The 22,341-nt window shown below is 70.4% G+C and carries 19 protein-coding genes; 5 read left to right on the forward strand and 14 right to left on the reverse strand.

Annotated elements, in window-relative coordinates:
* Nucleotide 1: 1 nt before the first annotated feature.
* On the forward strand, nt 2–796 hold the full coding sequence (locus QM732_RS02470; protein ID WP_415654630.1) for a fumarylacetoacetate hydrolase family protein: 795 nt from the start codon (nt 2–4) through the stop codon (nt 794–796).
* A gap of 7 nt (nt 797–803) precedes the next feature.
* Here QM732_RS02470 and QM732_RS02475 read toward each other — a convergent pair whose 3' ends face one another.
* From QM732_RS02475 to QM732_RS02495, 5 genes are all read right to left on the reverse strand, one after another.
* On the reverse strand, nt 804–1,754 hold the full coding sequence (locus QM732_RS02475) for a 2-hydroxyacid dehydrogenase (protein WP_415654631.1): 951 nt from the start codon (nt 1,752–1,754) through the stop codon (nt 804–806).
* Between the two features lie 18 nt (nt 1,755–1,772).
* A complete protein-coding gene (rocF, locus tag QM732_RS02480; protein ID WP_415654632.1) occupies nt 1,773–2,693 on the reverse strand; it encodes an arginase in 921 nt (306 codons plus the stop codon).
* Nucleotides 2,690–3,565 carry an LOG family protein gene (locus tag QM732_RS02485; RefSeq protein WP_415654633.1) on the reverse strand — a complete coding sequence of 292 codons (876 nt, stop codon included), beginning with the start codon at nt 3,563–3,565 and terminating at the stop codon, nt 2,690–2,692. The genes rocF and QM732_RS02485 overlap by 4 nt, the downstream gene beginning before the upstream one ends.
* Nucleotides 3,566–3,631: 66 nt before the next feature.
* On the reverse strand, nt 3,632–4,381 hold the full coding sequence (locus tag QM732_RS02490; RefSeq protein ID WP_415654634.1) for a HesA/MoeB/ThiF family protein: 750 nt from the start codon (nt 4,379–4,381) through the stop codon (nt 3,632–3,634).
* Complete coding sequence (locus tag QM732_RS02495; protein ID WP_415654635.1) at nt 4,378–5,301, reverse strand: LysR family transcriptional regulator; 924 nt, start codon at nt 5,299–5,301, stop codon at nt 4,378–4,380. Before QM732_RS02495 ends, QM732_RS02490 begins: the two co-directional genes overlap by 4 nt.
* 73 nt (nt 5,302–5,374) lie before the next feature.
* Here QM732_RS02495 and QM732_RS02500 point away from each other — a divergent pair, with 73 nt between their 5' ends.
* Nucleotides 5,375–6,556 carry an MFS transporter gene (locus tag QM732_RS02500; RefSeq protein ID WP_415654636.1) on the forward strand — a complete coding sequence of 394 codons (1,182 nt, stop codon included), beginning with the start codon at nt 5,375–5,377 and terminating at the stop codon, nt 6,554–6,556.
* A gap of 71 nt (nt 6,557–6,627) precedes the next feature.
* Here the strand turns inward: QM732_RS02500 and QM732_RS02505 are convergent, their stop codons facing one another.
* Entirely contained in the window at nt 6,628–8,061 is a 1,434-nt protein-coding gene (locus tag QM732_RS02505; protein WP_415654637.1) for a S41 family peptidase, read from the reverse strand.
* Between the two features lie 211 nt (nt 8,062–8,272).
* Nucleotides 8,273–9,652 (reverse strand): metallophosphoesterase family protein, encoded by a 1,380-nt coding sequence (locus QM732_RS02510; RefSeq protein ID WP_415654638.1) that lies wholly within the window; start codon nt 9,650–9,652, stop codon nt 8,273–8,275.
* Nucleotides 9,653–9,746: 94 nt separating this feature from the next.
* Here QM732_RS02510 and pelA point away from each other — a divergent pair, with 94 nt between their 5' ends.
* Complete coding sequence (pelA, locus tag QM732_RS02515; RefSeq protein ID WP_415654639.1) at nt 9,747–11,051, forward strand: pectate lyase; 1,305 nt, start codon at nt 9,747–9,749, stop codon at nt 11,049–11,051.
* On the opposite strand, the gene QM732_RS02520 is transcribed toward pelA, so the two are convergent.
* The 6 genes from QM732_RS02520 to QM732_RS02545 form a co-directional block, all read right to left on the reverse strand.
* Entirely contained in the window at nt 11,035–12,411 is a 1,377-nt protein-coding gene (locus tag QM732_RS02520) for an MFS transporter (RefSeq protein WP_415654640.1), read from the reverse strand. The genes pelA and QM732_RS02520 overlap by 17 nt on opposite strands.
* Before the next feature lie 65 nt (nt 12,412–12,476).
* Nucleotides 12,477–13,928 (reverse strand): aldehyde dehydrogenase family protein, encoded by a 1,452-nt coding sequence (locus QM732_RS02525; protein WP_415654641.1) that lies wholly within the window; start codon nt 13,926–13,928, stop codon nt 12,477–12,479.
* Between the two features lie 4 nt (nt 13,929–13,932).
* On the reverse strand, nt 13,933–15,264 hold the full coding sequence (gudD, locus tag QM732_RS02530) for a glucarate dehydratase (protein ID WP_415654642.1): 1,332 nt from the start codon (nt 15,262–15,264) through the stop codon (nt 13,933–13,935).
* A gap of 7 nt (nt 15,265–15,271) precedes the next feature.
* Complete coding sequence (locus QM732_RS02535) at nt 15,272–16,234, reverse strand: Bug family tripartite tricarboxylate transporter substrate binding protein (RefSeq protein ID WP_415654643.1); 963 nt, start codon at nt 16,232–16,234, stop codon at nt 15,272–15,274.
* A gap of 33 nt (nt 16,235–16,267) precedes the next feature.
* Nucleotides 16,268–17,179, reverse strand: coding sequence for a 5-dehydro-4-deoxyglucarate dehydratase (gene kdgD, locus QM732_RS02540; protein WP_415654644.1), 912 nt, complete (start codon nt 17,177–17,179; stop codon nt 16,268–16,270).
* 153 nt (nt 17,180–17,332) lie between these two features.
* The gene (locus QM732_RS02545) at nt 17,333–18,058 is read right to left on the reverse strand and encodes a FadR/GntR family transcriptional regulator (protein WP_415654645.1); all 726 of its coding nucleotides are present in this window, start codon (nt 18,056–18,058) and stop codon (nt 17,333–17,335) included.
* 116 nt (nt 18,059–18,174) lie between these two features.
* On the opposite strand from QM732_RS02545, the gene garD reads away from it, so the two are divergent.
* Complete coding sequence (gene garD, locus QM732_RS02550; RefSeq protein ID WP_415654646.1) at nt 18,175–19,767, forward strand: galactarate dehydratase; 1,593 nt, start codon at nt 18,175–18,177, stop codon at nt 19,765–19,767.
* Between the two features lie 116 nt (nt 19,768–19,883).
* Nucleotides 19,884–21,530 (forward strand): phosphoglucomutase (alpha-D-glucose-1,6-bisphosphate-dependent), encoded by a 1,647-nt coding sequence (gene pgm / locus QM732_RS02555; protein ID WP_415654647.1) that lies wholly within the window; start codon nt 19,884–19,886, stop codon nt 21,528–21,530.
* Nucleotide 21,531: 1 nt separating this feature from the next.
* Here pgm and QM732_RS02560 read toward each other — a convergent pair whose 3' ends face one another.
* Nucleotides 21,532–22,332: a class II glutamine amidotransferase gene (locus QM732_RS02560; protein ID WP_415654648.1), complete on the reverse strand. Its 801-nt coding sequence runs from the start codon at nt 22,330–22,332 to the stop codon at nt 21,532–21,534.
* Nucleotides 22,333–22,341: the final 9 nt, after the last annotated feature.

The following is a 22,341-nucleotide window of genomic DNA, read 5'->3' on the forward strand; positions in this document are numbered from 1 at the left end:
CATGAGCAACCCCCAAGACATTTCCGCCCAGTTCACCGCCGCCCGCGCCGCAGGCCGCGCGCTGCCGGACTATCCCGGCACGCCGCCGGCCACGCTGGAGCAGGCCTACGCCGTGCAGGCCGCCGCCATCGCCCGCTGGCCGGATGCGCTGGCCGGCTGGAAGGTCGCCCGCGTGGCGCCGGCGTTTGCCGCCCAGTTCCCCGAGGAGCGCCTGATCGGCCCGGCATTCGCCGCCAACATCCACCGCCCCGTCTCGGGCGAGCCCGCGCAGTGTCCGGTGTTCGACGGCGGCTTCGCGGCCGTGGAGGCCGAGGTCGTCGTGGTGGTCGCGCAGGACGCCCCCGCCGGCAAGGCGGACTGGACGGCCGACACGGTGGCCCCGTTCGTGAAGTCCATGCACATCGGCGTGGAGGTGGCCAGCAGCCCGCTGGCGACGCTCAACGACCTCGGGCCGGGCGCCGTGATCTCCGACTTCGGCAACAACTGGGGTGTCGTCATCGGCGCGGAGATCGCGAACTGGCGCGAACTGCAGAGCATCGCCGTCGAGACCTATATCGACGGCGTCTCGGTGGGCACCGGCACCGTGGCGCTCAAGCCCGGACCGCTGGGCGCCCTGGCCTTCACCCTGAACAAGCGCGCAGCCCAGGGCGCGGTGCTGCGCGCGGGCGACGTGATCTCCACCGGCATGATCACCGGCGTACACGACATCCGCCCCGGCCAGCAGTCGCGGCATGTGTTCGCCGGCTGCGGCGAGGTGGCGGTGAACATCACCCGCGCGACGGCGGGCGCGCGCTGACCCGGGCTCAGTAGCCCCGGCGGCGGTCCACCACCCCTGCCGGGATCTCACCGGTGCGCCGGTAGCGTGCGATCTGCGTCGCCACGAGGGCCGATGCACTTTCTCGGTCCGTCGGGGCGGAGATGTGAGGCAGCACGGTCACGCCCGGGTGGGTCCAGTGCCAGCTGTCCGACGGCAGCGGCTCGGTGGAAAAAACGTCCAGCACCGCATGGCGCAGCGCCCCGCCGTCCAGTGCGCTGCGCAGCGCTGCGTCGTCGACGATGGGGCCACGGGCGAAGTTGATCAGTGACGCCTCGGGGCGCAGCCGCGCCAGCCGGGCCTCGTCCAGCAGGCCGAGGGTCTCGCCGGTCAGCGGCAGCAGGCAGACCAGGATGTCCGTCTCGGCCAGCAGCTCATCGAGCCCGTCCGTGCCGCTGTGGCAGCGCACTCCCGGCAGCGTCTTGGGCGTGCGGCTCCAGCCATGCACCGTGAACCCGGCATTGCGCAGTTGCATGGCGGCGGCCTCGCCAAGGGCGCCCAGGCCAAGCAGGCCCACGCGACGGTCGCAGGCGCGCACCGGCTCGATCGGGCGCCACAGGCGCTCGCGCTGCTGGCGCGCGTAGCGGGGCATGTCCCGGTGCAGGTACAGCGTCCACGCGAGCACCGCCTCGGCCATGGTTTGCGCCAGCCGCGGGTCGACCAGGCGCATGATCGCCAGGTTTGTGTCGGCGAGGTCGCTCACCAGCCGCTCGACGCCGGCCCAGACGCTGTGCACCCAGGCCAGCGCGGGCAGTGTGCGCAGGTCCTGCGGGCGCGGATTGGCGACGATGGCCACACGGCAGTCCCGTCGCATGGCGGCGTCCAGTGCGGACAGTGGCAGCACGGTCTCGTCGGGCATGGCGCGCTGCAGCGCCGCCAGCCACGCGGCGGTGGCCGCATCGTCGGCCTGGGCGACGAACGGCAGCACGGGCTTCGTCACGGTGCGCACCGGCTCACGTCACTTGCGCATCAGCGTGCTCTTGCCGAACAGCGACTCGATCAGGTCCACCGCCACCAGCGCGGTCTTGTTGCGCTCGTCCAGCGCGGGGTTGAGCTCGACCAGGTCCATGGACGCCATGCGGCCGGTGTCGTGGATCATCTCCATGCACAGGTGGGCCTCGCGGTAGGTGGGGCCGCCGTTCACGGTGGTGCCCACGCCGGGGGCCATCACGGGGTCGAGGAAGTCGACGTCGAAGCTCACGTGCAGATGGGTGTTGTCATCCAGCGTGGCCAGCGCCAGCTCCATCGCGTGGCGCATGCCCATCTCGTCGATGAAGCGCATGTCGAACACTTCCAGGTCCTGCTCGTGCACGAGGCGGCGCTCGCCCTCGTCGACGCTGCGGATGCCGATCTGGCGAATCCACTTGGGGTTGATGGCCGGCACCTGGCCGCCGATCTCGATGAGCTGCTGCGGGCCGAAGCCGCACAGGCAGGCCACCGGCATGCCGTGGATGTTGCCGCTGGGGGTCAATGCGCTGGTGTTGAAGTCCGCATGGGCATCCAGCCACAGCACGCGCAGCTTCTTGCCGGTGTCGCGGCAGTGGCGGGCCACGGCGCTGATGGAGCCCAGGCCCAGGCAATGGTCGCCGCCCAGCATGATGGGCAGGCGGCCGGTCTTGAGCTCGGCATAGACGGCCTCGTGCACGGTGCGGTTCCAGGCGACGACCTCGTCCAGGTGTCGGTAGCCATCGACGGGGGGCAGCCAGGGGTTGGACGGGCCGGCGAGGTTGCCGCGGTCAACCACGTCCACGCCGCGGGCGCGCAGTGCCTCGGCAAGGCCGGCCACGCGCATGGCCTCGGGGCCCATGCTGGCGCCGCGCGCGCCGGCGCCGACGTCGGTGGGGGCGCCGATGAGGGAGACGTTCCTGAGTTGGGTCATGCTGGGCTCTCGCTCGAGAGTTCGGGTTGGGCTTCGAGCACCGCCCAGGCTTCCTCGGCCGTCTCGACGTAGTGGAAGAGCTTCTCGTCGCCCGGGCTGATCATGCCGGTTTCCAGCAGCAGCTCGACATTGAGGAGCTTGGTCCAGAACTCGCGCCCGAACAGCAGCACGGGGCGGGGACGGCTCTTGCCGGTCTGGATCAGCGTCAGCGTCTCGAAAAGCTCGTCCAGCGTGCCAAAGCCGCCGGGGAAGCACACCAGCGCGATGGAGCGCATCAGGAAGTGCATCTTGCGCAGGCCGAAGTAGTGGAAGCGAAAGCACAGCTCCGGCGTGATGTAGGGGTTGGGGTACTGCTCGTGCGGCAGCACGATGTTCAGCCCCACGCTCTTGCCGCCCACCTCGTAGGCGCCGCGGTTGCCTGCCTCCATGATGCCGGGGCCGCCGCCGGTGGCGATGACGACGGGGCGGCCGCGCTCGGCGCAGGTGCTGGTCGCGATCTGCGCGAAGCGGCGTGCCTCCTCGTAGTAGCGGCTCATGGCGATCTGGCGCCGAGCCTTGGCGGCGCCAGCCTCGTCGCCCTTGTCCAGCGCCACGGTCAGCAGGGCCTGGGCCGCCTCGGCCGGCAGGATGCGGGCGCTGCCGAAGATGACGATGGTGGACTTGACGCCCTGCTCGTTCTGGATGACCTCGGGCTTCATCAGCTCAAGCTGCATGCGCACGGGCCGCATGTCCTCTCGCAGCAGGAAGCCTTCGTCCTTGAACGCCAGCTCGTAGGCGCTGCCCGGGCGGTCGTAGTCGGGATGGGGCTGCAGCGTGCAGCATTCCTCCCAGGCGGTCGGGAAGTTGCGCGTCGGGACGTCGGTGGGCTTCATGGGCAGAGCATCATGGGCAAGGTCGGGGGGCGGATTTTCGGCCCCATTCGGGGCGTCGGCGGGAATTCACCCCCCGCCGCAGACCGGGCACTCGGGGTCTCGCTGCATGGCGATCTCGCTCCACTGCATGCGCCGGCCATCCAGCATCAGCAGCCGTCCGGCAAGAGGTTCACCCACACCGGCCAGCAGCTTCAGCGCCTCGGCCGCCTGCACGCTGCCGACGATGCCCACCAGCGGCGCGAACACGCCCATGGTCGAGCAGGCTGCGTCCTCGAAGCCTGACTCGGGCGGGAACAGGCAGGCGTAGCAGGGGTGCTCGCCGCTGCGGCTGTCGTAGACGCTGATCTGGCCGTCGAAGCCGATGGCCGCGCCGGAGACCAGCGGCCTGGCGTGGCGAACGCAGGCGGCGTTGACGAGGTGGCGGGTCGCGAAGTTGTCGGTGCAGTCGATGACGACGTCGGCACCGGGCACCTCGGCGTCCAGCAGCGCGGCATCGGCCCGGGTGGCCAGGGCGCGGGTGCGCACGCCGGGGTTGAGTGCCGCCATCCGTGCCGCGGCGGACTCGACCTTGAGCCGGTCCAGGCTGCCCATGTCGTGGGCGATCTGGCGCTGCAGGTTGGTCAGCGACACGCTGTCGTGGTCGACCAGCGTGATGCGACCGACGCCCGCCGAGGCAAGGTAGAGCACCACCGGCGAGCCGAGCCCGCCAGCACCGACGACAAGGGCGTGGGCGTCAAGCAGGCGCTGCTGGCCTTCGATGCCGATCTCGTCGAGCAGCAGGTGGCGGGAGTAGCGCAGCAGGTCGTCGTCGGTCATGGCGTTGGCAGCATATCGGGCCAGAGCGGCTCCGCCATGCTGCGCCGCATCGCCTCGATGAAGTAGCGCAGCCGCGCGGGCGGCGTCGGCGGGTTGGGGTAGAGCAGTTGCACCGGCAGGGCGGGGCCGCGCCAGCGTGGCAGCAGATGCACGAGGCGGCCGTCGGCGATGTCTTGGTGCACCGCCCAGCCTGACAGCAATGCCGCGCCCAGGCCCAGCCGCGCGGCCTCACGGGTGGCGTAGAGGCTGTCGGTGGCGAGCACGGGGCGTATGGGCAGGCGCTGGCGCACGCCGTCATCGCGCTCGAGCTGCAGCTCCTGGCGGTAGAAGGTCGAGATCGCGATCCAGGGCAGTTCGGCCAGCGATTCGGGCTCCTCGAAGCTGCGCCCGGCCAGCAGCTCCGGCGAAGCCACCAGCACCCGTGGCACGCGCGCCAGCGGAATCGCGACGACGGCCCCCTCGGCGCGGCCGCCGACGCGGATGGCGCAGTCCAGCCCCTGCTCGATGAAGTTGGGGGCGGCGTCGTTCAGCAGCCAATCCACTCGCAGGCCAGGCGCGTCCTGCAGGGCGCGTACCAGCGGCGCGATCAGGTGCTCCTGGCCGAACGCATGCGGCACCTGCACGCGCAGCAGCCCGGCAGGCCGCGCGGGTTCGGCGCGCAGCGAATGCTCGAAGTCCTCCCATTCGGCGGCCAGGGCCTTGGCGCGTTCCAGGGCCCGCTCGCCGGTATCGGTCAGGCGCAATGCATGCGTGGAGCGCTGGATCAGCGGCTGACCGAACTGCTGCTCCAGGGCCTGCAGGCGACGGCTGACGGTGGGCTGGGTGGTGCCGAGCTGGCGCGCCGCGGCGGACAGGCTGCCGGCCTCCACGATGCGGATGAAGGTCTGCATCAGCTGCAGGCGGTCGGAGGTGGTGCTCATACGCGTAGCGTATGGCAGTCAGGCGGGCTCTGCGTCTAGCGGGTCTTGCCCGGGCTGGCCACACTGCGGCGCCATGAAGTCCACCCCCGCTCCCTCCGCCGTGCCGGCCACCCTGGGCCCGGCACTGACCCTGCTGCTCGCCACGGCCACCGGCCTGGCCGTCGCGTCCATCTACTACGTCCAGCCGTTGCTGGGCCTGCTGTCCGAGCAGTTCGGCGTCGGCAGCGCCACCATCGGCCTGCTGCCCACGCTGACCCAGCTGGGCTATGGCGCGGCCATCCTGCTGCTGTCACCGCTGGGCGACCGTTTCGACCGCCGCCGCATCATCGTCGTCAAGGCCTGGACGCTGGTGGCGGCGCTGGCGCTGGCCGCGCTGGCTCCCGGCTTCGCGGCGCTGTGCGTGGCCAGCGTGGCCATCGGCCTGACGGCCACGCTGGCCCAGGACCTGGTACCCGCCGCGGCGACGCTGGCGCCCGAGGCCCAGCGCGGCAAGCGGGTGGGCCAGGTCATGACGGGCCTGCTGCTGGGCATCTTGCTGTCGCGCGTGGCGGCGGGGTCGCTGGCGGCGCTGGCCGGCTGGCGGGCGGTCTATGCGAGCGCGGCCGTCGCCGTCGCGCTGCTGATCCCGCTGCTGTGGCGAGGCCTGCCGCGCTTCGTGCCGGCGACGCAGGCCGGCTACGGCGCGCTGCTGGCGTCCATGGCCGGGCTGTGGCGGCAGCACGCGGCGCTGCGCCGGGCGGCGCTGGCCCAGGGCCTGCTGTCGGTCGCCTTCAGTGCCTTCTGGTCGACGCTGGCCCTGGTGCTGGCCGGGCCGGACTTCGGCCAGGGCAGCGCGGTCGCCGGCGCCTTCGGCCTGGCAGGAGCGGCCGGTGCGCTGGCTGCGCCGCTGGCCGGCGGCATCGCCGACCGGCGTGGTCCGCAGGCGGTGATCCGCGCCGCGGCACTGCTGGTCTTCCTGTCCTTCGCGGTGCAGGCGCTGGCGCCGGCCTCGCTGTGGCTGCTGGTGGCGGTGGCCGTGCTGTTCGACCTCGGCGTGCAGGCGGCGCTGGTCTCGCACCAGAGCGTGGTGTACAGCCTGGACCCGGCCTCGCGCAGCCGGCTCAATGCGGTGCTGGTCAGCGCGATGTTCATCGGCATGGCCAGTGGCGCGGCGCTGGGGTCGGCCCTGCTGGCTGCGCTGGGCTGGCGCGCGGTGCCGGTCCTGGGGGCCGTGGCCGCGCTTGCGGCACTGGCGATTGCGCGGCGTTCGCGCTGAGCGCAACGACGGTCGGGCAAAAAAAGCGGGCCTCTTGCGAGGCCCGTGGTGCTTGAGGTCAGGAGCGACGGTTAATCGTTGGTCTTGGCTTCAGCCTTGCGTTCCAGAGCCGTCTTGGACGCAATGACAGGCTGCCCCTTGAGCTGGTTCAGGGCCTGGACCAGCGGGAAATCTTCGGTGGTGCCGAACTCGGGCAGCGGCTTGGGCGGCTCGGCGCGCTTGGCGAACTCGGCCTCCAGCTTCTGGCGGGCTTCCTCGCGGGCCTTCTGGCGCGCGTCGTTGTCCTCAGGGCCGTTGTTCAGGTGCTTCTCGAGGTCGGCCTCGCGCATGCGCAGCGCGGCGAAGACGTTGCCCTCGGCGGTCTCGTCCAGCATCACGTCGGGCACGATGCCCTTGGCCTGGATGGAGCGGCCGCTGGGGGTGTAGTAGCGCGCCGTCGTGATCTTCAGCGCCGTCTCGGGGCCAAGCTGGCGCACGGTCTGCACCGAGCCCTTGCCGAAGGTCTGGGCGCCCATCACGGTGGCACGCTTGTGGTCTTGCAAGGCGCCGGCAACGATCTCGCTGGCGCTGGCCGAGCCTTCGTTGACCAGCACCACGAGCGGCACGGTCTTCAGAGCGATGGGCAGGCGCTTGATCGGATCGTCGCTGCTGCGGCGGCGGTAGTCATCGGGGTTGGCCTTGTAGCTGGCCTTGGACTCGGCGATCTGGCCGTTGGTGGACACGACCTCGACGTCCCTCGGCAGGAAGGCCGCCGAGATGGCGATGGCACCGTCCAGCAGGCCGCCCGGGTCGTTGCGCAGGTCCAGCACCAGGCCCTTCAGGTGGGGCTCCTGCTTGTAGATCTCCTCGAGCTTCTTGGCGAAGTCGTCGACGGTGCGGTCCTGGAACTGGCTGACGCGGATCCAGGCGTAACCGGGCTCGACGACCTTGGCGCGTACGCTCTGCACCTTGATCTCCTCGCGCACGATGGTGACGGGGAAGGTGCGGTTCTCGGCCTTGCGGTAGATGGACAGGCTGACCTTGGTGGCCGGGTCGCCGCGCATCTTCTTGACGGCCTGGTCCAGCGACAGGCCGCGCACGGCGGTGTCGTCGATGCGGCTGATCAGGTCGCCGCTCTTCAGGCCGGCGCGGAATGCGGGGGAGCCTTCGATCGGGGAGACGATCTTGACGAGGCCGTCCTCCATGCCGATCTCGATGCCGACACCGACGAACTTGCCGGTCGTGCCTTCACGGAATTCCTTGAAGCTCTTCTTGTCGAAGAACTGCGAGTGCGGGTCCAGGCCGGAGACCATGCCGGCGATCGCGTCGTTGATCAGCTTCTTCTCGTCGACCGGTTCGACGTAGTCGCTCTTGACGAGGCCGAAGACCGCCGCGAGCTGCTGCATTTCGTCCAGGGGCAGGGGCGACAGGCTGCTGCGCGCATTGGCCTGGAGCTGCATCGTGGTGAGGGCACCCGCGACGGCGCCGAGGGCAACCCAGCCGGCGACTTTCAGTTTGGAGCTCATGAAGGCGAGTCCTGTGATCAACGTAATCCTGCCGAAAACAGCTTGACAGGTGGCCCGAGTGTAGCGGGCAGGCCCGAGGCGCCGACCCGATTTACCCTGCGGAAACCCTTCAATTCGGGGCCGAAGTGACGGAATGCGCGGGCGTTACGGGGCGCTATGGGCGCCATGGACGCTGCGGCATGACGAAGGGCATGGATGCCAGGCTCGTCCTTCAGCAGCGCAGCTTCTGGCCCGCCAGGTTGCAGCTCGCCAGGGGTTGCCCCAGCGCATTGAAGGCTCTGAGCTTCCAGCCTTGGGGCGTGGCCGTCAGCAGCGTCATGCCGAACTCGGTGTGGCTCTGGAAGGTCTCCAGGCGCGCACCGGGCCGTGGCTCGGCGTTCAGCGCCGCTGCCGCGTTGATGCGGCCGGAAGCTGCAGAACCGCCGTTGCCGACAACGAGGCTGGCAGGCTGGTTGCTCGCGAAGCCCAGCACCTGGTGGATGTGCAGGTGGCCGTGCAGCGTCGCCTGGACGCCGGGCGGGAAGAGGCGCTGGCCGAAGGCATCCTCCAGCAGCGGCGTGAGGCCGGAGCGGGCGGGGCTGGGCAGGCCCAGCAGGCTGGGGCTGAAGGCCAGGCTGGGATGGTGGGCGGCGAACAGGCTTTGCGCTCGCTCGCCGGACAGTTCGGCCACACGGTCCAGCTGCTCGCGCCAGCGGGTCCAGGCCGGCGAGCCGCGCGCCGGTGTGCGGCTGCCGATCTCGGCGGAGTCGAAGACGATGAGCTGGCTGCGCGGCGACAGCGGCACGGCGAAGGGGGGCGTGAAGTCGCCGTCGCTGACCCCTTGCGCCCCGGGCTGGCAGGTGCGCGCCGGGCCGCTGCCGGCGTCCAGGTAGCGCAGCCAGCCCTGGCCGGCGCGGCTGCAGGCCTCGTGGTTGCCGCGCACGAAGACCCAGGGCGCTGCGGCCAGCAGGGCCTTGGCGGGCTGGAAGAAGTCGGCCTGCCAGGCGTCGTCGCCGTAGCCCCAAGGGCTGCCGGCGCAGCCGGCCATGCCAGCCGGGCAGGGGCTCTCGCGGTAGTGGTAGTCGCCGACGTGGATGACCAGGTCGGGCGCCAGTGCCAGTGCTCGCGCCAGCACGCGCGGGAAGGGCCAGCCGCTGGCGTCGTCGCAGGGCTGGAACTCTCGCTCGGAGGCCTTGAGGCGGCAGCCGGTGTCGCCGATGACGAGGATGCGTCGCACCTCTGCAGCAGGGGCCTGCAGCGTGACGTCGCCGAGCTGAACGCTGACAGCGTCGCTCGGCCAGGCCGCCTCGCAGGCGCGCAGCGTGAAGCGTGTGGGCTTGCGCTCGGGCTGCGTATTGCCGGGCGGTGCCGGCTCGTCGCCGGGGACGCTGCGCTCCTGCATGGCCGTGCTGCCGCCCGCCCAGGTCAGCGTCGGGCAGGTGGCGTCGCCGGTCAGTGCGCGCACGGCCCAGGCGGGGCCGGCCACGGCTTGCACCCAGGCCTGCTGCAGGCCGGCGGGGGCGGGCGGCTCCGCCGGCGGTGCGGGCGGGGCGGCGCAGCCGGCCAGGGTCAACAGGGCGGCCAGCAGGGGAAAACGCGCGCAATGGATCATCTGTCAATCAACTGTGTGAGCGGCGCGAGGTGGGAGCCCTCCGGGCGGCCGCGAGCCGGTAGATTGTCGGCCACCCCACTTGCGCCACTCTGTCATGCCCTGTATCCGCGCCCTCGCTCTGCTCGCCCTGGTGCTCTCGTCGACGACACATGCCGCGCAGATCGGCACCATCGCGCCGGCGCGGGCGCTGACGGCCGAGCGCGTGGCGGCCCTGCCGGCGGCGCAGCGGGCGCCGTGGCAGGCCTACCTGGCCCGCTCGGACGCCCAGCGCGCTGCCGACCGGGCTGCGCTGGCGGCGGAACGCCAGGGGCTGGCCGCATGGCCGGCACCGCCCGAGGGCGGCCATGCAGAGGCCAGCATGCCTCTGGACAGGCCGGCTGCCTGGTACGGCGGCGAGGCCGCCCTGGCCGTTGCGCGAAACATCCTCAGCTTCCAGACGCCGGCTGGCGGCTGGGGCAAGAACCAGCCGCGCGACCGCGCGCCGCGGCTGCGGGGCCAGGCTTTCGTGGCCGACAACAACAGCAAAAGAGCGACGCCGGGTGACTTCGACACGGCCCAGGATGCGCAGTGGAGCTATGTGGGCACCATAGACAACGATGCCACCATCACCGAGATCCGCTTCCTGGCCCGCGTGGCGGCCCAGCATCCGGGCGAGGCGGGCGGCGTCTACCGGCAGGCAGCCGAGCGCGGCCTGCGCTACCTGCTGGCGGCGCAGTTCCCCAACGGAGGCTGGCCGCAGGTATGGCCGCTGCAGGGCGGCTACCACGACGCCATCACGTTGAACGACAACGCCCTCGTCGAGGTGGCCGAGCTGATGGGCTGGGCCGCGCGTGGCGAGGCGGAGCTGGGCTTCCTGCCGGCGGCGCTCAAGGCCGCTGCTGCGGCGGCCGAGGAGCGCGCCGTGCAACTGCTGCTGGCGACGCAGATCCGTATCGAGGGCCGGCCCACGCTGTGGGCGCAGCAACACGACGCGCTGACGCTGGAGCCCGCCTCGGCGCGCAACTACGAGCCGCCGGCGCTGAGCAGTGGCGAGAGCGCGAGGGCGCTGCTGTTCCTGATGAGCCTGCCGCATCCCGCGCCAGCCGTCGTCGAAGCGGTGCATGCGGGCATCGCGACGCTGAAGGGCCTGGCCGTGCGCGACCGCGCCTGGGTCAGGGTGGATGAGGCCCTGGGCCGCCGCCTGGTGGAGCAGCCCGGGGCAGGCCCGCTGTGGGCGCGCTACTACGACGCCGGCACGCTCAAGCCGGTCTTCGGCGATCGCGACAAGAGCCTGCACGACGACGTCAACGACATCAGCCTGGAGCGGCGCAATGGCTATGCCTGGTGGGGCACCTGGCCGGTGAAGACGCTGGCGGCATACGAGGCCTGGGCGGCCCAGCGGCTCAGGCACCCTTCCTGAGCTCGAAGCGCTTGATGTCGCCCACGACGAACAGATAGCAGCAGACGGCGATCAGCGCATTCGCGGCGACGAAGACCAGCGCCGCGTTGAAGGAGCCGGTGCCCTTGATCAGGTAGCCGATGACGATGGGCGTCGTGATGCCGGCCGTGTTGCCGAAGGTGTTGAACAGTGCGCCGGACAGGCCCGAGATTTCCTTGGGCGAGGTGTCCGACACGACGGCCCAGCCCAGCGCACCCAGGCCCTTGCCGAAGAAGGCCAGCGACATGATGGCGACGACGAGCGTCGCGCTGTCGACATAGTTGCACAGGATCATGCTGGTGGACAGCAGCATGCCGATGACGATGGGGGTCTTGCGTGCAGCGGTCAGGCTCTTGCCCTGGCGCAGCAGCCAGTCCGACACCAGCCCGCCCAGCACGCCGCCGGCAAAGCCGCAGATGGCCGGCAGCGCGGCGACGAAGCCTGCATTGAGGATGGACATGCCACGCTCCTTGACCAGGTAGACGGGGAACCAGGTCAGGAAGAAATACGTCAGCGTCGTGATGCAGTACTGGCCCACGTAGACGCCCATCAGCATGCGGTTGGACAGCAGCTGCTTCACATAGCCCAGGCGCGGCGCGTTGGGCGCGAAGCTGCGGCTTTGCGTGCCGGGCTGGTCCATGTTGACCAGGGCGCCGCCGGCGGCGATGTAGTCCAGCTCGGCCTGGTTGATGCCGGGATGGGTGCGCGGCGTGAAGACTGCCTTCAGCCAGACGATGCCCAGCGCGATGCCCAGCAGCCCCATCACGACGAAGACAGCCGGCCAGCCGTAGCTGTGTGTGATCCAGCCCATCAGCGGCGCGAACAGCACGGTGGCGAAGTACTGCGCCGAGTTGAAGATGGCAGACGCCGTGCCGCGCTCGTTGGCCGGGAACCACGAAGCCACGATGCGGCCGTTGGCCGGAAAGGATGGCGCCTCCGCCGCCCCGACGAGAAAGCGCAGCGCGAACAGCGTGACGATGGCGGTGCCGACGCTTGCCGTCAGGAAGCTGATGCCGCCTTGCAGCAGCGTGAAGACGGACCACAGAAGGATGCTGCCCGCGTAGACGTTCTTGGAGCCGAAGCGGTCCAGCAGCCAGCCGCCGGGCAACTGGGCGATGACGTAGGACCAGCCGAAGGCCGAGAACACATAGCCCATGGTGACCGCGTCTATGCCCAGTTCCTTGGACAGCGCCGGGCCGGCGATGGACAGCGTGGCGCGGTCGGCGTAGTTGATCGTCGTCACGATGAAGAGCATCGCGAGGATGAGGTAGCGCTTGCGGGTGCGGGTCCCGCTCGCGCTGGCGGCCTGGGCCGGCGCTGTGCCGGCGGTGGTGGTGTTCATCGGTTGTCTCCGGGCAATGCAGCGGCTCCGCCTTCTGCCGGGCGGGTGTGCCGAGATGGGGTGGATCAGGCTTGCGTGTAGGCCGTCTTGACGGTGGTGTAGAACTCGGCGGCGTTGCGGCCCTGCTCGCGGGGGCCGTAGCTGCTGCCCTTGCGGCCGCCGAAGGGCACGTGATAGTCCACGCCGGCCGTGGGCAGGTTCACCATCACCATGCCGGCCTGGGAGTGGCGCTTGAAGTGGGTGGCGTGCTTCAGCGAGGTCGTCGCGATGCCGGCGGCCAGGCCGAATGGGGTGTCGTTGGAGAGTTGCAGGGCGTGCTCGTAGTCGCGCGCGCGGATGACGCTGACGACCGGCCCGAAGACCTCCTCGCGGTTGATGCGCATCTCGGGGGTCGTGTCGGTGATGAGGGCCGGCGTCAGGTAGAAGCCCGGCGCGCCGTCGGCGTTCTTCTCGATGCGCTCGCCGCCCTGGGCCAGCCGGCCGCCGTCGGCCTTGGCGATGCCGATGTAGTCCACGTCCTGGCCGAGCTGGCTGGCGTCGACGACGGGGCCGATGTCGGTGCCGGCCTTGCGGGCGTCATCGACCTTGAGGGCCTTCATCCTCTCGAGCATGGCGGCGATGAAGCGGTCGTGGATGCCGTCGGTGACGATGAGGCGGCTGGACGCCGTGCAGCGCTGGCCGGTGGAGAAGAAGCCGCTGTTGACGGCGGCATTCACCGCCAGGCCCAGGTCGGCGTCGTCGAGCACCACCATCGGGTTCTTGCCGCCCATCTCGAGCTGGAACTTGGCCATGCCGCCTTGAGGACGCCCGATGCAGGCGGCAGCCACCTTCTGGCCGGTGGCGACCGAGCCGGTGAAGCTGATGGCGGCCACGCGCGGGTCGTTCAGCAGCTTCTCGCCGACCACCGAGCCGCGGCCCATGACGAGGTTGAACACGCCGGCGGGCAGGCCCGAGCGGGAGAGGATCTCGGCCAGGGCCCAGGCGGAGCCGGGCACCAGGTCGGCGGGCTTGAAGACCACGCAGTTGCCCCAGGCCAGGGCGGGCGCGATCTTCCAGGCGGGGATCGCGATGGGGAAGTTCCAGGGCGTGATCAGGCCCACGACGCCGAGGGCCTCGCGGGTCACTTCCACGCCGACGCCGGGGCGCACCGAAGGCAGGCTCTCGCCGCCGGGTCGCAGCGCCTCGCCGGCGAAGAACTTGAAGATGTTGCCGGCGCGCTGGACCTCGCCGATGGCCTCGGGCAGGGTCTTGCCCTCCTCGCGGGCGAGGAGGTCGCCGAGTTCGGCGCGGCGGGCCAGGATCTCGGTGCCGACGGCGTCGAGGATGTCAAAGCGCTGCTGGGGCGTGGACAGGCTCCAGGCGGGGAAGGCGGCCGTGGCGGCCGCGATGGCCAGCTCGGCCTGGGCGGCATCGGCCTGCGCGTATTCGCCGATGACGTCGCGGGTGTCGGACGGGTTGATGTTGCGGGAGGCGGCGGCGCCGTCCAGCCAGTCGCCGTTGATGAGGTTCTTGTGCATGTGCTTATCGGTCCAGCGCAGGGCGCTTGGGGTTGAAGGTCCAGCCGGGGATCAGGTATTGCATCGCGATGGCGTCGTCGCGGGCGCCAAGACCATGCTGCTTGTAGAGGGCATGCGCCTTCTCGACCTCGGCCATGTCCAGCTCCACGCCCAGGCCCGGCTTCTTGGGAACTTCGACGTGACCGCCGACGATCTTCAGCGGGTCTTTCGTGAGCCGCTGGCCGTCCTGCCAGATCCAGTGCGTGTCGATGGCCGTGACCTTGCCCGGCGCGGCGGCGCCGACGTGGGTGAACATGGCCAGCGACACGTCGAAATGGTTGTTGGAGTGGGAGCCCCAGGTCAGGCCCCAGTCGCGGCAGGTCTGCGCCACGCGGACCGAGCCGGCCATGGTCCAGAAGTGCGGGTCGGCCAGCGGGATGTCCACGCTCTGCAGCGACAGCGCGTGCGCGAGCTGGCGCCAGTCGGTGGCGACCATGTTGGTGGCGGTGGGCAGGCCGGTGGCGCGGCGGAACTCGGCCATGACCTCGCGGCCGGAGAAGCCGTCCTCGGCACCGCAGGGGTCTTCGGCATAGGCGAGCACGCCGTGCATGTCGCGCATCAGTCGGATGGCGTCCTTCAGCAGCCAGCCGCCGTTGGGGTCCAGCGTCACGCGGGCCTGGGGGAAGCACTCGTGCAGTGCACGGATGGCCTCGACCTCCTCGTCGCCGCGCAGCGCGCCGCCCTTGAGCTTGAAGTCGTTGAAGCCGTAGCGCGCGTGAGCCGCCTGCGCGAGCCTGACGATGGCTTCGGGCGTCGTCGCCGCCTCGTGGCGCAGGCGCAGCCAGTCGTCGTCGGCGCCGGGCGCGCTGTCGTAGGGGAGGTCGGTCCTGCTGCGATCCCCGATGTAGAACAGATAGCCCAGCATCTCCACCGAGTCGCGCTGCTGACCCTCGCCAAGCAGGGCCGCAACCGGCACGCCCAGGTGCTGGCCCAGCAGGTCGAGCAGCGCCGACTCGATGGCCGTGACGGCGTGGATGGTGGTGCGCAGGTCGAAGGTCTGCAGGCCGCGGCCGCCGGCGTCGCGGTCGGCGAAGGTCCGCTGCACGGTCTGCAGCAGGCCCTGGTGAGCGCCCAGGGGCTGGCCCACGACCAGGCTGCGGGCGTCCTCCAGCGTCTGGCGGATCTTCTCGCCGCCGGGCACTTCGCCGACGCCGGTGTGGCCGGCGCTGTCAGTCAGGATCAGCAGGTTGCGGGTGAAGAAGGGCGCGTGGGCGCCGCTGAGGTTGAGCAGCATGCTGTCGCGCCCGGCGACGGGCACGACGCGCAGCTCTTTGATGACGGGGGTGGAACTGCTCATGGGGAAATCAGTCGGCGGTGATCTTGCGTTCGGTGATGACCTTCTTCCAGCGCTCGAATTCGGTGGCCTGGAAGCTGGTGAACTGCTCGGGCGTGCTGGCGACGATCTCGAAGCCCTGCTCGAGCAGCCTGGGCTTCACGTCAGCCGCGTTCAGCGTGGCGACGATGCCGGCGTTCAGCTTGGCCTTGATTTCGGCGGGCAACCCCTTGGGCGCGGCCACGCCCTGCCAGGAGTAGACCTGCAGGCCCCTGATGCCGAGCTCGTCCATGGTGGGCACGTCCGGCAGCACCGGCGAGCGCCTGGCACTCGTGATGCCCAGTGCCCGCAGCTTGCCGGCCCTGATCTGCGGCAGCGCGGTGTTGATGTTCATGAAGCTGGAGTCCACCTGGTTGCCCAGCAGGTCGGTCATGACGGGGCCGCCGCCCTTGTAGGGGATGTGCAGGCCGGTGGTACCGGTCTGCTGCCAGAAGAGCTCGGCGGTGATGTGGTCGCTGGAGCCGTTGCCGGACGACGCGAAGCTCATCTTGTCCGGGTGGGCCTTCAGGAAGGCCAGCACTTGCGCCATGTCCTTGTGCGGTGAGGCGGTCGGCACGACCAGCACGTTGGGTGCCTGCACGGCGACGCTGATGTAGTCGAGGTCCCGGGTCGGGTCGTAGCCGATGTTCTTCAGCAGATGCGGGCCGATGACCAGGGGGCCGAGGGAGGAGACGAGGATGGTGTAGCCGTCCGGCGCGGCGCGCCTGACGGCCGCCGTGCCGATGGTGCCGCCGGCACCGCCGCGGTTGTCGACGACGAAGCTGCCGCCGAGCTTCTCCTGCAGCTTGTTGCCCAGCAGCCGGGCGATGGCGTCGGTGGAACCGCCGGGCGGGAAGGGCACGAGCAGAGTCACCGGCTTGGCGGGCCAGGCCTGGGCCATGGCGGCACCGGCAGTCACGAGGCTCAGCAGCACGGAGGTCAGCAGTCGCTTCATCGGTTGTCTCCTGTGTTCTTGTGGAAGAACGGCTTACTGTGGGCCGAGCCTGGAGATCAGCGCGCCGAGCTGGTCGACCTCGGCGGGCGCCAGGTCGGACAGCGGCGGGCGCACCGGGCCGGCGCTGTGGCCCACCAGCGTGGCACCGGCCTTCACGATGGATACCGCATAGCCCTCGCCCTTGTTGCGCAGCGCGATGTAGGGCAGGAAGAAGTCCCGGATGAGGCGGTCGCAGGTCGCGGTGTCATTGGCCGCGTGGGCCTTGTAGAAGGCCATCGCCGTTGCGGGGATGAAGTTGAAGACGGCGGACGAGTAGACCGGGCAGCCCATGGCCTTGTAGGCGCCAGCGAAAACTTCGGCCGTGGGCAGGCCTCCCAGGTAGGCGAAGCGCTCGCCCAGCGTCTGGCGGATGGCGACGAACTTCTCGATGTCGCCCAGGCCGTCCTTGAAGCCGATCAGGTTGGGGCAGCGGTCGGCCAGGACCTGCAGCGAGGCGGGCGTCAGCTTGCAGGCTCCGCGGTTGTAGACGACGACGCCGAACCGGACGCTCTTGCAGACGGCCTCGACGTGGGCAATCAGGCCTTCCTGGCTGGCTTCGGTCAGGTAGTGGGGCAGCAGCAGGATGCCTTGCGCGCCAAGTCGTTCGGCCTCCTGTGCGTACTTGATGGCGAGCGTGGTGCCGCCACCGGCGCCGGCCAGGATGGGCGTGCGACCGCGGCAGGTGTCCAGGGCCACCTTGATGACTTCGCTGTACTCGCCAGGCTCCAGCGAGAAGAACTCGCCCGTGCCGCCGGCCGCGAACAGCGCCGAGGCACCATAGGGCTGCAGCCACTCCAGGCGCTCGGCGTAGGACCTGGGCGCGAAGTTCAACTGCGCGTCGAAGTCGGTCAGCGGGAAGGACAGCAGGCCGGCCTGCAGGACGGCCTTGAGCTCTTGGGGCGACATGGATGGGGTCTCCGGAAGTGATGGGATGACTGGGATTCGACGATGCGGGGGCGTCGATGGTTTAAGTTGTAGGTCATCGTACAACTTGGGTCAAATTTGTTGAGATTGGTGAAAACCCGCATGAAGGGCCGCTTTACATGCCGCCGTTGCGGCTCAGCGGGCGTCGGCCTGTGCGCGGCGGCGGCGTTCCCGACTGTTGCTGAGGTGGGTGCGCATGGCCGCACGCGCCGATTCGGCGTCCTGGTTAGCGATGGCGTCGAGGATGTTCTCGTGTTCCGTGTTCACGCGTCGCATGTAGGCCAGACGCTCGCCGCTCATGTCGGCTGCAGGCTCCAGCCGGGCGCGCGGGATGATCTGGGCGCCCAGCGTTGCCATCAGGTCGGTGAAGTGGCTGTTCTGCGTGGCGCGGGCGATCTCGAGGTGGAACTGGAAGTCGGCCGCCACCGAGTCCTGGCCGGCTTCCACGGCGGCAATCACCGCATCCAGTGCCTTGCGCAAGGCGGCAAGGTTGGCTTCGCTGCGCCGCTGCGCCGCCAGGCCGGCCGCCTCGGTCTCCAGCCCGATGCGCAGCTCCAGCACGGCGATGACGTCCTGCAGCGTGCTGAACTGCTCCGGCGTGATCTTGAAAGAGGGCCCGTCGCCGGGCCCGAGCACGAAGGTGCCGATGCCGTGGCGTGTTTCCACGAGGCCCGCCGCCTGCAGCTTGGAGATCGCCTCGCGCACGACGGTGCGACTCACCTCGAACTCCTCCATGATCTCAGCCTCGGTGGGCAGCTTGTCCCCGGCCTGCAGCTGGCCGGCGCGGATGCGGTCTCCGAGCGAATCGACCAGTTCGAGGGCCAGCGTGCGTGGCCGGCGGCGGGTGAGTGGAGCGTGCATTCGCGGGTTTTCCCGGGGTTTTGAACCGATTGAGCCGTCTAAAGTGGGAGTGGTTGTACGACAACTAGACGACGTACAACACCATGCATTGCACTTTAGCCACTCCGACGCCGGATATGAATGCCGTTTCTCCCCAACGCCCCCCGCTGACCCTGCGCATGCGCGACGAGGACAACGTGGCCATCGTCGCCAACGACGGCGGGCTGCCGCTGGGCACCCGGCTGCCGCAGGGCGTGCCCGGCGCCGGCCTGGTGCTGCGGGACAAGGTGCCGCAAGGCCACAAGGTCGCGCTGCGCGACATTGCCGAGGGCGAGGTGGTGCTGCGTTATGGCGTGCCCATCGGCTATGCGCTGAAGGCCATTCCCGCAGGCAGTTGGGTGCACGAGCGGCTGCTGCAGATGCCGTCGGCCCGCGCGCTGGAGGGCCTGCCCATCGCCACCGTGAAGCCGCCCACCGCCGAGCCGCTGGAGGGCTACACCTTCGAGGGCTATCGCAATGCCGACGGCTCGGTGGGCACGCGCAACATCCTCGCCATCACGACGACGGTGCAGTGCGTGGCCGGCGTCGTCGCCCAGGCCGTGGCGCGCATCAAGGCCGAGCTGCTGCCGCTTTATCCCCACGTCGATGACGTCATCGGCCTGGAGCACAGCTACGGCTGCGGTGTGGCCATCGATGCACCGGACGCCGTCATCCCCATCCGCACGCTGAAAAACATTTCGCTGAACCCCAACTTTGGCGGCGAGGTGATGGTGGTCAGCCTGGGTTGCGAGAAGCTGCAGCCCGCGCGGTTGCTGCCGCCCGGATCGTTCCCGATCGCGGACGAACGCGACGCCGGCGCCGGCCCCGAGACCGTCTGCCTGCAGGACGACGCGCACGTGGGTTTCATGTCCATGCTGGACGACATCGTCCGCAGCGCGAGGCCCCACCTCGAACGCCTGAACGCCCGCAGGCGCGAGACCGTGCCGGCCGGCGAGCTGGTCGTCGGCGTGCAGTGCGGTGGCAGCGACGCCTTCTCCGGGGTGACTGCCAACCCGGCGGTGGGCTTCTGCGCCGACCTGCTGGTGCGCGCCGGTGCCACCATCATGTTCAGCGAGAACACCGAGGTGCGCGACGCCGTCGAACAGCTGACCAGCCGGGCAGCCACCTCCGAGGTGGCCGAGGCCATCGTCCGCGAGCTGGGCTGGTACGACCGCTACCTGGACCGCGGCCGCGTCGACCGCGCCGCCAACACGACGCCCGGCAACAAGGCCGGCGGCCTGTCCAACATTGCCGAGAAGGCCATGGGTTCCATCGTCAAGAGCGGCAGCTCGGCGATCAGCCACGTGCTGTCGCCCGGCGACAAGCTGCGGCGCGACCAGCGCGGCCTGGTCTACGCCGCCACGCCCGCCAGCGACTTCATCTGCGGCACGCTGCAACTCGCCGCCGGCATGAACCTGCACGTCTTCACCACGGGGCGCGGCACACCGTACGGCCTGGCCGAGTGCCCGGTGGTGAAGGTCGCCACGCGCTCGGACCTGGCCCGTCGCTGGCACGACCTGATGGATGTCAACGCCGGGCGCATCGCCGACGGCGAGGCGAGCATCGAGGAAATGGGCTGGGAGATGTTCCGCCTGCTGCTGGACGTGGCCAGCGGCCGCAAGAAGACCTGGGCCGAGCACTGGAAGCTGCACAACAGCCTCGTGCTGTTCAATCCGGCGCCCGTGACCTGACCCGAGGCGGCGCCGCTGCTGTAGGTCGTGGCCTGCACGCGTCGGCGATGCCGTCCGGCTCCTAGACCGCGCCTTGCCGGTCAGCATGGCTGCGTTGTCCAACGACGGGAGCCCGGATGCCCCATCCCCTGGCCGGCCAGCCGGCGCCGCCCGACGTCCTCATCGACGCCGAAGCCCTGCGCGAAGCCTATTTCTCCCGCCAGCCCGACCCGGCCTGCGCCGAGCAGCAAGTCAGCTTCGGCACGTCCGGCCATCGCGGTTCGTCGCTGGATGGCTCGTTCAACGAATGGCATGTGCTCGCCATCACCCAGGCCATCTGCGACCGCCGCAGGCAGCTCGACATCGCCGGCCCGCTCTTCCTCGGCGCCGACACCCATGCGCTGTCACGCCCCGCCACGCTGACGGCGCTGGAGGTGCTGGCCGCCAACGGGGTGCAGGTCATGCTGGCGCCGGCGGGGCAGTTCACGCCGACGCCAGCGGTGTCGCTTGCCATCCTGGACTACAACCGCGGCCGCGAGGGGTGGGCGCGGGCCGACGGTATCGTCATGACGCCCTCGCACAACCCGCCGCGCGATGGTGGCTTCAAGTACAACCCGCCGCATGGCGGGCCGGCGGACGGCGACATCACCACCGCCATCCAGGCCGCGGCCAACGGCTACCTGCGCCAGGGCCTCAAGGGCGTGCTGCGGCAGGACGCCGAGCGTGCGCTGGCCTCCAGCAACTGCCATGAGCACGATTTCCTCGGCAGCTACGTCGCGGGGCTGGAGCAGGTCATCGACTTCGAGCTGATCCGCTCGGCGGGCCTGCGGCTGGGCGTGGACCCGCTGGGCGGCGCGGGCGTGGCCTACTGGCCGGCCATCGCCGAGCGCTACCGCCTGCCGTTGACCGTCGTCAGCCGCGAAGTGGACCCGCGCTTCGCCTTCATGACGCTGGACCGGGACGGCAAGATCCGCATGGACCCGTCCTCACCCTGGGCCATGCGCCGGCTGACGCAGCTGCGCGACCGCTTCGATGTGGCCTTCGCCTGCGACACCGACCACGATCGCCACGGCATCGTCGCGCGCAGCACCGGGCTGATGCCGCCCAACCATTACCTCAGTGTCGCGGCCGACTACCTGTTGCGTCACCGGCCCGGCTGGCGGGCGGAGACGGCCATCGGCAAGACCGTCGTCACGACGGCACTGATCGATCGCGTCGCGCGGCGCCTGGGCTGCCCGCTGTTTGAAGTGCCGGTCGGCTTCAAGTGGTTTGCGCCAGGCCTCCTGGACGGCAGCCTGGGCCTGGGGTGCGAGGAAAGTGCCGGTGCGTCGCTGCTGCGCCGCGACGGCCGCGTGTGGACGACCGACAAGGACGGCATCGCAAGCGCGCTGCTGGCCGCGGAGATCACGGCCCGCACCGGCGCCGATCCGGGCCGCTACTACGAAGCGCTGACGGCCGACCTTGGCACGCCATATGCCGACCGCGTCGAAGGCACGGCCACGCGCGAGCAGAAGGCGCGCCTGGCCGGGCTGGCGGGGACGGACCTGAAGGCTGAGGAGCTGGCCGGCGAGCCCGTCACGGCGGTGCTGGGCCAGGCGCCGGGCAACGGCGCGGCCCTCGGCGGCATCAAGGTGTGCACGGCCGGCGGCTGGTTCGCCGCTCGGCCTTCGGGCACCGAGGACATCTACAAGATCTATGCGGAGAGTTTCCGCGACGAGGCCCATCTGCAGCGGCTGCTGCTGCAGGCGCGCAGCCTGGTGGACGAGGCGCTGGCGGCGGCCTGAGTCAGGCTGCGGCCAGCTCGGCCACGCCTTCGCTGAGAAAAACGCAGTCGCCCTGCTCGAACACGCGCACCTCGCCCGGGGCAAACGCCTGCCACGCCTCGCCGTGGGTCAGCGGCTCGGTGGACACCAGCGCCATGCGGTCCGTCGGGTTGTTGACGGTGGCCAGGTCCACGCTGAGGTCGCCGTCGCGCAGTGAGACATGGCCGAAGGGGGGGCGGCGCTGCAGCCAGTGCAGCTTGGTGGAGGCGTGGGCCAGCATCGCGCGGCCATCGGTCAGCAGCAGGTTGAAGCGGCCGTGCTCCGCGATCTCGTGGATCCAGGGCGTCAGGGTCCCGGCCAGCTCCTGCCAGCCGGGCAACTCGTCGCCGAAACGCTGCTGCAGGCGCTGCATCAGCCAGCAGAAGGCGCGCTCGCTGTCGGTCTGGCCGGCGGGCGTGAAGCCGCCGTCCAGGGCGGGGTGGAAGTCCTTCAGATCGCCGTTGTGGGCGAAGACCCAGGTGCGGCCGGCCCATTCGCGGCGAAAGGGGTGGCAGTTCTCCACGGCGCGGGCGCCCTGGGTGGCCTTGCGGATGTGGGCCAGGATGTTGCGCGCCCGCACGGGGTGGCGACCGAAGTGGCTGGCCAGCGCCGATTCGGCGGCCGGGCGGTCCTCGACGCTGACCTCGCAGCGCTCGCCGTCGTGGAACGCCACGCCCCAGCCGTCGACATGGTCCGCGGTGCGGCCACCGCGGGCGGCGAAGCCGCTCAGCGAGAAGGTGGCGGCGGCCGGCTGATGGCTGTTGAGGGCGAAGAGCTCACACATCGGAGTGGG

Origin of the sequence: Roseateles sp., from assembly GCF_047654805.1 — a bacterium.
GTDB lineage: Bacteria > Pseudomonadota > Gammaproteobacteria > Burkholderiales > Burkholderiaceae_C > Pelomonas.

Coding starts and splice junctions, on each gene's coding strand:
- QM732_RS02560 (WP_415654648.1), bottom strand. CDS start 22,332: ATGTGTGAGCTCTTCGCCCTCAACAGCCATCAGCCGGCCGCCGCCACC.
- garD (WP_415654646.1), top strand. CDS start 18,175: ATGAATGCCGTTTCTCCCCAACGCCCCCCGCTGACCCTGCGCATGCGC.
- rocF (WP_415654632.1), bottom strand. CDS start 2,693: ATGACCCAACTCAGGAACGTCTCCCTCATCGGCGCCCCCACCGACGTC.
- QM732_RS02535 (WP_415654643.1), bottom strand. CDS start 16,234: ATGAAGCGACTGCTGACCTCCGTGCTGCTGAGCCTCGTGACTGCCGGT.
- pgm (WP_415654647.1), top strand. CDS start 19,884: ATGCCCCATCCCCTGGCCGGCCAGCCGGCGCCGCCCGACGTCCTCATC.
- pelA (WP_415654639.1), top strand. CDS start 9,747: ATGCCCTGTATCCGCGCCCTCGCTCTGCTCGCCCTGGTGCTCTCGTCG.
- QM732_RS02470 (WP_415654630.1), top strand. CDS start 2: ATGAGCAACCCCCAAGACATTTCCGCCCAGTTCACCGCCGCCCGCGCC.
- gudD (WP_415654642.1), bottom strand. CDS start 15,264: ATGAGCAGTTCCACCCCCGTCATCAAAGAGCTGCGCGTCGTGCCCGTC.
- QM732_RS02505 (WP_415654637.1), bottom strand. CDS start 8,061: ATGAGCTCCAAACTGAAAGTCGCCGGCTGGGTTGCCCTCGGCGCCGTC.
- QM732_RS02485 (WP_415654633.1), bottom strand. CDS start 3,565: ATGAAGCCCACCGACGTCCCGACGCGCAACTTCCCGACCGCCTGGGAG.
- QM732_RS02495 (WP_415654635.1), bottom strand. CDS start 5,301: ATGAGCACCACCTCCGACCGCCTGCAGCTGATGCAGACCTTCATCCGC.
- QM732_RS02490 (WP_415654634.1), bottom strand. CDS start 4,381: ATGACCGACGACGACCTGCTGCGCTACTCCCGCCACCTGCTGCTCGAC.
- QM732_RS02510 (WP_415654638.1), bottom strand. CDS start 9,652: ATGATCCATTGCGCGCGTTTTCCCCTGCTGGCCGCCCTGTTGACCCTG.
- QM732_RS02500 (WP_415654636.1), top strand. CDS start 5,375: ATGAAGTCCACCCCCGCTCCCTCCGCCGTGCCGGCCACCCTGGGCCCG.
- QM732_RS02520 (WP_415654640.1), bottom strand. CDS start 12,411: ATGAACACCACCACCGCCGGCACAGCGCCGGCCCAGGCCGCCAGCGCG.
- kdgD (WP_415654644.1), bottom strand. CDS start 17,179: ATGTCGCCCCAAGAGCTCAAGGCCGTCCTGCAGGCCGGCCTGCTGTCC.
- QM732_RS02525 (WP_415654641.1), bottom strand. CDS start 13,928: ATGCACAAGAACCTCATCAACGGCGACTGGCTGGACGGCGCCGCCGCC.
- QM732_RS02545 (WP_415654645.1), bottom strand. CDS start 18,058: ATGCACGCTCCACTCACCCGCCGCCGGCCACGCACGCTGGCCCTCGAA.